Origin of the sequence: Inquilinus sp. CA228 (assembly GCF_052078665.1) — a bacterium.
GTDB lineage: Bacteria > Pseudomonadota > Alphaproteobacteria > DSM-16000 > Inquilinaceae > Inquilinus.
Genome location: NZ_JBQJIK010000134.1, coordinates 1 through 11,012 on the forward strand (window position 1 = coordinate 1; position 11,012 = coordinate 11,012).

The window sequence follows — 11,012 nt, forward strand, 5'->3', positions numbered from 1 at the left end:
GGGATAAGGCAGCAGAAGTTCTTCCGAAAAAGCGATCGGCTGGAGCCCGGACCCGATGAACGTCCTGCACGCGGTGTCGGAGATCTATCCGCTGGTCAAGACCGGCGGCCTGGCCGATGTCGCCGGGGCGCTGCCGCCGGCGCTGGCGGTGGCCGGAATCGCCGCCCGGATCCTGGTCCCGGCCTATCCGGCGGTGCTGCAGGCGATGCACCGGCCGGAGGTGGTGCTGGAGGATCCGGCCCTGTTCGGCGGCGGCCCGGCGCAGTTGATGCTGGCCGAGCTCGACGGCGTCGCCGTCCCCGCCTATGTGCTCGACTGCCCCGGCCTGTTCGCCCGGCCCGGCAACCCCTATCTCGGCCCCGACCGGCAGGACTGGCCGGACAACCATCGCCGCTTCGCCGGCCTCGGCTGGGCCGCGGCGCGCGTCGGCCTCGGCGCCGACCCGCGCTGGCGGCCGGACATCGTCCATGGCCATGACTGGCAGGCCGGCCTCGCCCCCGCCTATCTCTCGTTCCAGGCCGCCGGCAGCGCGCGCCCGCGCGCCATCACGACGATCCACAACATCGGCTTCCCCGGCTGGTTCCCGGCCGCGACGGCGGCGGAGCTCGGCCTGCCGCCCGGCAGCCTGTCGATCGACGGGCTGGAGTATTTCGGCGGCGTCGGCTTCCTCAAGGCCGGGCTCTCCTACGCCGACCGCATCACCACGGTCAGCCGCACCTATGCGCAGGAGATCCAGACGCCGGAATACGGCTACGCCCTGTCCGGCCTGCTGGCCGCCCGCGCCGCGGACCTGGTCGGCATCGTCAACGGCACCGATTACGGCGTCTGGGATCCGCGCCGCGACCCGAACCTGCCGGCGCCCTACGGGCCGGACGACCTGGCCGGCAAGGCGGCGTCCAAGGCGGCGCTGCTGCGCGAGTTCGGCCTGCCGGAGGATGACGGCTCGCCGCTCTTCGCCATGGTCAGCCGGCTGACCGGGCAGAAGGGCTGCGACCTGCTGCTCGATTCCATCCCGGCGCTGCTCGCGGGCGGCGGCAGGCTGGTCCTGCTCGGCTCCGGCGACGCCGAGCTCGAGGCCGGCTTCCAGGCCGCGGCGGTCGCGTATCCCGGCCGGGTCGCCGTCCGCATCGGCTATGACGAGGCGATGTCGCATCTGCTGCAGGCCGGCGCCGACGTGCTGCTGGTGCCGTCGCGCACCGAGCCCTGCGGCCTGACCCAGATGTACGCGCTGCGCTACGGCACCCTGCCGCTGGTGCGCCGCACCGGCGGGCTGGCCGACACCGTGGTCAATGCCAGCCACGACGCCATCGTCGAGGATCGCGCCACCGGCTTCAGCTTCGACGACCCGACCGCCCCGGCCCTGGCCGGCACCATCAGCTGGGTCTGCGGCCTGTGGCGCGACCGGGCGCTGTGGGCGCAGCTGCAGCGCCGCGCCATGGCCCAGGATTTCAGCTGGGACCGCGCGGCGGTCGAGTACGTCGCCCTGTACCGCGACCTGCTGGCGACGCCATGACCGAGGAAACCGGAACCATCCCGGCGGCCGGCGGCACGCCGGTCGCCTGGCGCCGCCGTGCCGGCACGGGTGACGGCCGGCCGGGGCTGGTGTTCTGCGGCGGCTTCCGTTCCTCGATGGCGGGGGAGAAGGCCGGCTTCCTCGACGGTTTCGCCGCCGAGCGCGGCCTCGAATTCCTGCGCTTCGACTATCGCGGCCACGGCGTCTCCGGCGGCGTGTTCGCCAACCTCGTGCTCGGCGACTGGATCGCCGACGCGCTGCTGGTGCTGGACCGGCTGACCGAGGGGCCGCAGATCCTGGTCGGCTCGTCGATGGGCGCCTGGGTGGCCACCTGCGCCGCGCTGGCCCGGCCGGGCCGGGTGGCGGGGCTGGTCGGCATCGCCGCCGCGCCGGACTTCACCGAGGACCTGATGCTGCCGGCGCTGGGCGAGATGGGGCTGGCCCGGATGCGCCGCGACGGCTTCGTCGACCGGCCCTCGGCCTATGGCGACGGCCCCTACCGCATCACCTGGCGGCTGATCGTGGAGGCGCGGTCGCATCTGCTGCTGCGCGGCCCGGTGCCCTTCGCCGGCCCGGTGCGCCTGCTGCACGGCATGGCCGACCCCGACGTGCCCTGGCGCCAGAGCCTCCGCCTGGCCGAGGCCCTGTCCGGCCCGGATGTCCGCCTGACCCTGGTCAAGGACGGCGACCACCGCCTCTCCCGGCCGCAGGACCTGGCGTTGCTGGGGCAGGCGGTGGAAGAGGTCGCGGCCGCCGGGCTTGGGTAACTATCGCAGAAGCCCGAGAATCAGTCGGGCTGCCAGCGAGGCGGTGACGCAGACGGCGATGATGATGGCCAGGCCGGAACCGGTCCGGTCGGCCCCTTCCGGCAGGATCTCCTTCGCCAGAAACATCAGCGAGATGCCCGTGGCGAGCGGAATGCCCTGGCCCCAACTCGCGGCGGGGTCAAGCAGGGGCGTCAGGGCCATGCAGATGACAAAACCCACGCCGACACCGAAGAGGCCACGGATCGTCGGCGCTCGGAGCGGCTTGTCGAAGACGGCCATCGGCCCTTGCGAACAGTTGCGACCCCTATCCTATCAGATCGACGGCCCGCCGATCACACTCCCGTCCAGGTGAGTGACGGCGACCGCCGGCTCAAGGGCCAGGAAGTCCTTCGTGATCGCCACCGCCTCGGCCAGGCCGATGCGCTGGACCTCGACGCCGGGCGGGAAGGCGGTGCACAGGCGGGTCGGCATCATCGGGTCCAGCAGCACGAAGACGCCGCGGTCGTCGGCCCGGCGCACCAGCCGGCCGAAGGCCTGCTTCAGCCGGAACCGGGTCTGCATGTCGCTCCAGCGCTGCTTGCCGAAATGCAGGCCGCGGGCGCGCGACAGGATGTCGGGCCGCGGCCAGGGCACCCGGTCGAACACCATCAGCCGCAGCGCCCGGCCCGGCACGTCGACGCCGTCGCGCACCGCATCGGTGCCCAGCAGGCAGGCATCGGTCTCGCCGCGGAAGATGTCGACCAGCGTGCCGACATCCATGCCGTCGAGATGCTGGGCATAGAGCGGCAGGCCGGCCGCCTGCAGCGCCGGGGCGATGGCGTGGTGCACCGCCCGCAGCCGGGTCACGGCGGTGAACAGGCCCAGCGCCCCGCCGCCCGCCGCCAGGAACAGCTCGCGATAGGCGGCGCCGACCTGGTCCAAATCGTCCTTGCGCACGTCGCGCACGATCAGCACCCGGGTCAGGGCCGGGTAGTCGAAGGGCGAGGCCACCTGGGCGCGGATCGCCGGACGCGGCAGGTGGCCGGCGCCGGTGCGGTCCTCCGCCGCGCGCCAGTCGTCGGGGTCGTCGCCGGCGCCGTCGGTCAGGGTGGCCGAGGTGACGACCACGCCATGCGCCTGCCGCACCAGCGCGTCGACGAAGGGCCGGGTCGGGTCGACATGGTGGCGGTAGAAGCCGAAATCGAGCTCGCGCCCCTCCACCCGCTCGATCCCGAACCAGTCGACCAGCCAGGGCGGCGTCGGCTCGCTCAAGGATTTCAGCATGCCGCGCCAGCCGCCGATCTCCATCTTCGCCCGCCGATCCAGCGACCGGGCGGCGGCGTCCAGCCGCTGGCGCTGGTTCGGGTCCAGCGATGCGGCCTCGTCGTCCAGCCGGTCGCGGAACGCCTTGGCCAGCGCCTGCAGTGGCGCCTGCAGCCCGGCCAAGGCGACGTCCAGCGCCAGGGCGGCGTCGACCAGCCCCTCGACCGGATCGGTGGTGTCGCATTCCAGGGTGTAGGGCCCGTCGGCGCCCTGGGCCCGGGCATAGACCTGGGTCCGGGTCAGCGCCAGGAAGCGCTCGGCCGGCCCGCGCGGGTCCTCGCCATGGATGCGCCGGCCCCAGCCCGGGCCGGGCAAAGCGCGGGCGGCGCGCTCGATGTCGTCGACCGTCGCCAGCGCCTCCTCGCCCGGCAGCAGGTCTTCGACCCGGCGCTTCAGCCCGCGGCCGCGGCTGGCCCGGCGCCCGCCCTCCTCATGGCCCAGCAGCCAGCGCCGCAGGTCGGTGGCCTCCAGCCCGGTCAGGTGGCCGGCAAAGGCGGAATCGGCGGCCTCGAACAGGTGGTGGCCCTCGTCGAAGACGAAGCGGCTGGGCGCGTCGCGGTCGTCCACCCCGCCCAGCGCCGCCTGGATCATCACCAGCGCGTGGTTGGCGATGACGATCTGCGCCTTGCGCGCCCGGCGGATGCCGCGCTCGATGAAGCAGCGGCTGTAATGCGGGCAGCCGGAATGGATGCATTCGCCGCGCCGGTCGGCCAGGGCCACGCTGTTCGGCCGGCCGATGATGTCGGCCAGCCAGCCGGGGAAGTCGCCGCCGGTCAGGTCGCCGTCGCGCGTCGCCGCGGCCCAGCGCGCCATCAGGCCCAGCGGCACCGCGTCGCGCGGGTTCAGCGCCAGGCCGCGCACCGCATCCTCGTAGTTCAGCAGGCACAGATAGTTCTCGCGCCCCTTGCGCAGCACCACCTGGCGGGCCTTCAGCACCGGGTCCGGGAACAGCCGGTCCATCTCGCCATCGATCTGGTGCTGCAGGTTGCGGGTGTAGGTCGACACCCACACCGGGGCGCCGTTCTTCTGGGCCCAGACCGTGGCGGCGGCGAGGTAGCCGAGGGTCTTGCCGGTGCCGGTGCCGGCCTGGGCCAGCACCACGGTCGGGTCGTCCGGCGCCGGGCGCGGGCCGAAGGCGGCGGCCACGGCGCCGGCATAATCGCCCTGCTGCGGCCGCGGCTCGGCGCCCTCGCCCAGCATCTGCGCCAGCCGGGCGCGGGCCTCGCGCGGCTCGACCCCGTGCTGCGACGGCGGCGGGTTCGGCGGCTCGGCCTCCCATTCCGGCAGATGGGCCCAGATCTGGTAGGCGCCGCGCTTGCGATGGTCCTCGACCGGCGCGCGCAGGCCCAGCGCCTTCAGCACGAAGGGCGCCCAGGGCCAGCCGGCCTCGCCCATCCGGGTCGCCAGCGCCGCCGGGTCGCTGCGCTCGTCGGCCGTCGGGATCGACAGGCCGCGCAGCAGCGTCTCGGCCAGGCGGGGCAGGGTGATCGCCGCATCCTCCAGGCTCGCCGGCACCGGCAGGCCCAGCGCCGCGGCCAGGCCGCGCGGGGTCGGCGCGGAGAACCGGCCGGGCCGGGCGAAGGCGAACAGCTCCAGCAGGTCGAAGGCGCCCATCACCTCCAGCCCGCAGCGCCGCCCGACGGCCTTGGCGTGGCACAGCAGCAGCGGCGGCCCGTCGACCCGCCGGCGCAGCGCCGCCGGGTCCAGCGCCATCAGCTCGCCATCGGCGGTCAGCAGCACGCCGCCCTCCGGCGCCAGCACCAGCGGCTCGGCGTCGGGCAGCGACAGGATCGGGGCGGGCGGGGCGATCATGCGCGCACTATAGGGGCGCGCGGCGCCGGCACCAGCCCCGACCGCATTCCACGATCACGAATTGTTCTCGCATGACTTCGCGTTGCCTCTCCCGCCTGGCGGGAGAGGTCGGGCTCGCGCAGCGAGACCGGGTGAGGGCAGGGCCGGGCTTCGACAAAGAACCCTCACCCGGAGCCGCTTCGCGTCTCCGATCTCTCCCGTAAACGGGAGAGGCAACACGTCAGCTCAAGCGTGGACCGAAGCCTGATAAATCTCGTCCACCGCCTTCCCCAGCGCGGCGTTGAACTGCGCATCGCTCATATCCCGCTTCAACTCCTCGACTAAAGCGCGCGAAAAACTGGCGATCATGCCGGGGTTGGCGGCCAGGCGGCGGCAGGCGTCGGCCCTCGTGTAGCCGCCGGACAGGGCGACCACCCGGGCCACCGCCTTGTGCGCGATCAGCTCGGCATAGAAGCCCGGCTGCTCCGGGATGGTCAGCTTCAGCATCACCCGCTGCCCGGCCGGCAGCGCGTCCAGCCCCTTCAGGATCTCGGCCCGCAGGATCCGCTCGGCCCCGGCCTTGTCGGGGCTCTTGATCAGCACCTCCGGCTCCAGGATCGGCATCAGCCCATGCGCGGAAATCTGCGCCCCCAGCTCGAACTGCTGCTTCACCAGCGCGGCGATGCCGGCCTGCGACGCCAGGTTGGCGACCGAGCGCGCCTTGGTGCCGTAGACGCCCAGCGCCCTCGCCCGCTCCAGCAGCGCATCCAGCCCCGGGATCGGCTTCATCAGGCTGACGCCGTCGGCCTCGGGCTGCAGCCCCTTGTCGACCTTCAGGAACGGCACCACGCCCCGCTCCCGCCACAGGAAGGTCGGCATCGGCTTGCCCTCGGCCTGCCCGTCCATGGTCTTCTCGAACAGGATCGCGCCGATCACGGTGTCGCCGGTGAAGGCCGGCGCGGTCATGATCCGCACCCGCATCTCATGCATCAGCCGGAACATCTCGTCGTCGCCGCCATAGGCGCTGTCCGGGATGCCGTACAGCCGCAGCGCGCCGGGGGTCGACCCGCCGCTCTGGTCCAGCGCGGCGATGAAGCCCGGCTTCTCCGACATCTGCGCCGCCATCGCGTCCTGGGTCATCGTCATTCTCCTGGTTCCGGCCCGGGCGGGAGGCAGGGCCTCGACCGCCGGCCTGTGGGGTGGCCCCCGTTGTGGCATGGCGGCGGCGGCCGGCGCAATCCTCGCCCGCCCGCCGGCCAGGGCAATCGCCTGAAGCGTCTCCGGTGGCGGATAGGGCGCAGTCCGATTGCCTCTCCCGCTTGCGGGAGAGGTCGGAGACGCGAAGCGGCTCCGGGTGAGGGGATTTCGTCGAGGCCTGGGCCCGCCCTCACCCGGTCGTCCTACGGACGCCCGACCTCTCCCGCCAGGCGGGAGAGGCAATGCAAGGCCGTCGACGTCGCACTGCTTTCACGCGATCGCCCCGACCCGCCGGCCTTCCCGGCGTCCAAATTCACGACAACTTGTCGTTTATTCGGCCGATTCTACCTTGTGGGGCTGCCGCGCTGGTCTAGACTGTCCTGTCCCGTTCATCGAGGTCCGCCATGTCCGCCCGCCTGCCGCTGTCCCGTCGTGCCCTCCTGTCCGGCGTCGGCGCCACCGCGGTGCTCTCGGCGATCCGGCCCCACGGCGCCTGGGCCCAGACCCCGGTCAAGGGCGGCACCCTGACCGTCGCGGCCGACACCGAGCCGCGGAATCTCAATCCGGCGCTGGTCGCCTCCAACGGCGTGTTCTACGTCGCCAGCAAGGTGGTCGAGCCGCTGGCCGAGATGGCCACCGACGGCAAGCTGACCCCGCTGCTGGCCACGGCGTGGGAAGGCAGCGCCGACGGCAAATCCGTCACCTTCACCCTGCGCGACGGCGTCACCTGGCATGACGGCAAGCCCTTCACCTCGGCCGACGTCGCCTTCTCCGCCACCGAGCTGTGGAGCAAGCGGCAGAATCTCGGCCGGGTGCTGTTCAAGACCCTCGAAGGGGTGGACACGCCGGACGACCGCACCGCCGTGCTCCGCTTCGCCACGCCGATCCCGCTGCAGCTGGTCGAGAACGCGCTGCCCGCTGTCACCGCCGTGGTGCCGAAGCACCTCTACGAGGGCGTCGACATCGACACCAACCCGCACAATGAGCAGCTGGTCGGCACCGGCCCCTTCCGCTACGGCGAGCACAAGCCGGGCGAATACTACCTGCTGGAGCGTAACCCGAATTACTGGGCCCCGGGCGGCCTGCCGTATCTCGACCGCATCGTCTACCGCGTGCTGCCGGACCGCGGTGCCGTCGTCGCGGCGCATGAGGCGGGGGAGATCCAGCTCTCCGCCTTCTCCGCCGTGCCGCTGGAGGAGCTGGAGCGTCTGAAGGGCCTGCCGGAGCTGGTGGTGGTGCGCAAGGGCTATGAAGGCATCACCTACCAGCTGACGGTCGAGATCAACCACCGGCGGAAGGAGCTGCAGGACGTCCGTGTCCGCCGCGCCATCGCCCATGCGATCGACCAGGACTATGTGGTCGGCACCATCTTCCGCGGCTATGCGGCGGCGGCCACCGGCCCGGTGCCGAAGACGGGCGTGCCCTTCTACACGCCGGACGTGCCGACCTGGCCGTTCGACCCGAAGCAGGCCGAGGCCCTGCTGGACGAGGCCGGCTATCCACGTAAGGACGGCGGCACCCGCTTCGCCCTGCGCCTGCTGCCGGCGCCGTGGTTCGAGCAGACCCGCCAGATGGGCGACTATCTGCGCCAGGCGCTGCAGGCGGTGGGCATCGACGCGACGCTGGTGACCAACGACGCGGCTGGCCACACCAAGGCGGTCTACACCGACCACGCCTTCGACCTGGCGATCGGCTCGCCGGTCTACCGCAACGACCCGGCGATCTCGACCACCATCCTCTATCGCGGCGGCCTGCCGGCCGGCGTGCCGTTCTCGAACCAGTACGGTTATGACGACCCGGCGATGAACGACCTGATCGACCGGGCGGCGGTGGAGCTCGACCCGGCGACGCGCATCGACCTGTACAAGCAGTTCCAGGTGCGCGCCGCCGACCAGCAGCCGCTGATCGTGGCGGCCGAGTTCACCTTCCTCACCGTCGCCAGCCGCCGGCTGCACAACATCGCGACGAATCCGCGATGGGCGACGTCGTCCTGGGCGGATACGTGGCTGGATCAGTAGGGACGGGTGATCGGACCGAAGCACCGTTCCCCCTTCCTGTCATTGCCGGGCTTGACCCGGCAGGATCGACCTTATCAAGCACTGCGGCCAGTCGAGTGGTCACGTGGTTCAGCCTAACTTCTCGAAATCATTGAAGAGTTGCACCCAGTGCTCGACCACAGTTACGTCAAATTTGTTGATCCCGCGCGAGAGCGCCCGCTTCTTGGCCTCCCGAGAAACGTCGACTTTCCATCCCTCAGGCAGTGAAATGCTCTGCGATGATGCCCATGCCTCGATCTGTGGAACGATAGGTTTTCCCGGCGAGATCACATCGGCAAAAGGTATGTCGGCCTGCCGCATCAATCTATCGACCACTTCGGTGAGAAACTCAGGAGGGAAAAGATCTTCAACTTCTGAATTTTTAAAACCCACATATTTGTCGGTCGACAGTATCCGCTCTTTAGCGGTCTGATAGAGGCCATTCTCCATATCACGAGATACCTTTTGTCCTATCTCATCGCCGTCAAAGAGCATAACGGGTAGGATTTCGTTGCGTCCTGTCAAGATACTCGCTACGACTTTGGCGTTCTTTGCGCCGTGTGACGGGGGAAATACCAACTCTCGACTGGGATTTATCTTTTTTCCCCCAATTAGGAGTGCTTTTATTGTTGCTAGATAATGCTGGTCGGAAGGGCCTTCCACGATTATCGGATGGCAGCCGAGCAATAGGCTTTCGGCGACATTCATGTTTAGAGCCGAGTAGATCGCGTAAGTTGCACCGCTTTTTCGTGGATCCTCGCTGCCCCTCCTGAGGTCAGCAGACGCCTTGGTAGAGCCATCGTTGGCTACGTAGACCTTGCGCGCACGATCAAGCGAATCCGCGTCAACAAGGAAGGGTGAGTGGGTTGTGTAAATGATTTGGTTGGTCTGAGATAGGTTTACGAAGAAGGCTGACAAATCACGTTGCGCAAGCGGATGTAGTGATAGTCCTGGTTCGTCCAGTAAAAGTATTGCATTACGGTGATCTCGGCTACTTTCGACCAAAAATATAAGGTAGAAACTCAAGAACCATTGAAGGCCACTGCTTCGGTCTTCGAGTTCAACCTTTTCTGGACGCTTGCTGTCGCTGACCCAAATGCGGAAATGATCCCCGTCAGCCTGAAACTCAAATGTATAGTCACCCTGTTTCCACCAATCCCGGAATCTTTTTGTGAGATCGGTGCCAGCGGAATTGAGCAGGATAGTGCGGTCACGCTTTTTTGTAGCAATATCTGCAATCTCGCTGTCCGTTGGTTTGCGGCCCTCCGAATTCCTGAAGTCCCTACCAAGTTCAAGAATCTCCTCCGGTTGCAAAGTTACAAAACTAAATAGTACGCGAAGGGTGCGTGCTTTTGCTGCCTCGCGGGCACCTAGATCGTTGCGTTTTAAGTTTTGAACCACATGTGGTAAATATATCTCGGAATCCAGATTTCCATAGTTCGAATAGTATACGAATCTTGGGAGACTTTCGATCACAAGGTCACGTATATCACTTATTTCATCTAGAGGTGATGGTGTTAAATATTCGATCTTTGATTTTAAAGTATTTATTAACTGTTGAAAACGTGGAACAATCGAGCTTGTTGCGGCTGGAGTCTGAGGTATGGTCTCGCTCAGTTTGGCTACCAGTTCTCTTAGTCGGGGAGCTGACAGTGATTTCTGAGGTAATGCGGCAGCGGCATTATCAAGTGAGGCTAGCATATCTGGTTTGAGCGTCGACTCTTTTGCTAAAGGCGAGATTGCCGATATCTCAGATTTGGCGCTGTCGATGATCTCCCGTATTTCCTCAGTCGGGATCTCAGTGCGCGGTTTGTATTTCGGAAATTTAATTTCGTAATTCCCATCAAAATATCTACTGACCTCAACTACGTCGAGGTATTTTGGATCAACTTCGGAGAGCTCCCCGAGTCTGGTTGCACATTCGGAGCAATCGAATTCCGCAGTGATGAATTTAAATTCTTCTGGGTTCGCTCGGACGGCGGTATAGTTTCCTTTTGGATAGTCAGAAGTAGGCTTGATATCACCCTCTCTCGCTGGATTTAGCTTCCAAAGGGGAAGGAGTAGGTTCGTTTTTCCAGATTCATTGACGCCAACAAGTGCTGTTACCTGTTCAGTCTCTATCCAGTCGCTATCAATTACCGACCGAAAATTAGTAACTTTGAATTTAATTAATCGCATTTTGTTCTCCGCTTATTGATTAACTCTTATAAATCTGGAAACCCGAAATCCTGCTCGCTACCGGTTATTTCTGCTCCTATTCGGATTAAATCGAGACCCCGCCTAAGAGACCGTTTGGAAATTGCGGATGGGGGCTTTCTCGGCGAGCGAGGATATGATTCAAGCTATGGATGTGGACGGAACAGAGCCGTGGCCGGATGGCCGAGATCGCAAAGAAGACCAAGCGCT

General features: G+C 67.1%; 7 protein-coding genes. 3 read left to right on the forward strand and 4 right to left on the reverse strand.

The annotated features are described in order from the left end of the window. The first annotated feature begins 55 nt into the window (after positions 1 to 55). Together glgA and ACTOWL_RS36650 are read left to right on the forward strand one after the other, a co-directional pair. Positions 56 to 1,513 (forward strand): glycogen synthase GlgA, encoded by a 1,458-nt coding sequence (glgA, locus tag ACTOWL_RS36645; RefSeq protein WP_441326245.1) that lies wholly within the window; start codon positions 56 to 58, stop codon positions 1,511 to 1,513. Then, complete coding sequence (locus tag ACTOWL_RS36650; protein WP_441326246.1) at positions 1,510 to 2,280, forward strand: alpha/beta hydrolase; 771 nt, start codon at positions 1,510 to 1,512, stop codon at positions 2,278 to 2,280. The genes glgA and ACTOWL_RS36650 overlap by 4 nt, the downstream gene beginning before the upstream one ends. Here ACTOWL_RS36650 and ACTOWL_RS36655 read toward each other — a convergent pair whose 3' ends face one another. The 3 genes from ACTOWL_RS36655 to ACTOWL_RS36665 form a co-directional block, all read right to left on the reverse strand. Further along, positions 2,281 to 2,559, reverse strand: coding sequence for a hypothetical protein (locus ACTOWL_RS36655; RefSeq protein WP_441326247.1), 279 nt, complete (start codon positions 2,557 to 2,559; stop codon positions 2,281 to 2,283). A 33-nt stretch (positions 2,560 to 2,592) separates the two neighbouring features. Next, positions 2,593 to 5,394 (reverse strand): ATP-dependent DNA helicase, encoded by a 2,802-nt coding sequence (locus ACTOWL_RS36660; RefSeq protein WP_441326248.1) that lies wholly within the window; start codon positions 5,392 to 5,394, stop codon positions 2,593 to 2,595. Positions 5,395 to 5,619: 225 nt separating this feature from the next. Next, the gene (locus ACTOWL_RS36665; protein WP_441326249.1) at positions 5,620 to 6,513 is read right to left on the reverse strand and encodes a fructose bisphosphate aldolase; all 894 of its coding nucleotides are present in this window, start codon (positions 6,511 to 6,513) and stop codon (positions 5,620 to 5,622) included. 461 nt (positions 6,514 to 6,974) lie between these two features. On the opposite strand from ACTOWL_RS36665, the gene ACTOWL_RS36670 reads away from it, so the two are divergent. After that, positions 6,975 to 8,588 (forward strand): ABC transporter substrate-binding protein, encoded by a 1,614-nt coding sequence (locus tag ACTOWL_RS36670; RefSeq protein WP_441326250.1) that lies wholly within the window; start codon positions 6,975 to 6,977, stop codon positions 8,586 to 8,588. Between the two features lie 108 nt (positions 8,589 to 8,696). Here the strand turns inward: ACTOWL_RS36670 and ACTOWL_RS36675 are convergent, their stop codons facing one another. Further along, a complete protein-coding gene (locus ACTOWL_RS36675; protein WP_441326251.1) occupies positions 8,697 to 10,784 on the reverse strand; it encodes an AAA family ATPase in 2,088 nt (695 codons plus the stop codon). Positions 10,785 to 11,012 lie beyond the last annotated feature (228 nt).

Excerpts from the sequence above, each read along its gene's own strand:
- glgA (WP_441326245.1), top strand. The coding sequence starts at position 56 with ATGAACGTCCTGCACGCGGTGTCGGAGATCTATCCGCTGGTCAAGACC.
- ACTOWL_RS36650 (WP_441326246.1), top strand. The coding sequence starts at position 1,510 with ATGACCGAGGAAACCGGAACCATCCCGGCGGCCGGCGGCACGCCGGTC.
- ACTOWL_RS36655 (WP_441326247.1), bottom strand. The coding sequence starts at position 2,559 with ATGGCCGTCTTCGACAAGCCGCTCCGAGCGCCGACGATCCGTGGCCTC.
- ACTOWL_RS36660 (WP_441326248.1), bottom strand. The coding sequence starts at position 5,394 with ATGATCGCCCCGCCCGCCCCGATCCTGTCGCTGCCCGACGCCGAGCCG.
- ACTOWL_RS36665 (WP_441326249.1), bottom strand. The coding sequence starts at position 6,513 with ATGACCCAGGACGCGATGGCGGCGCAGATGTCGGAGAAGCCGGGCTTC.
- ACTOWL_RS36670 (WP_441326250.1), top strand. The coding sequence starts at position 6,975 with ATGTCCGCCCGCCTGCCGCTGTCCCGTCGTGCCCTCCTGTCCGGCGTC.
- ACTOWL_RS36675 (WP_441326251.1), bottom strand. The coding sequence starts at position 10,784 with ATGCGATTAATTAAATTCAAAGTTACTAATTTTCGGTCGGTAATTGAT.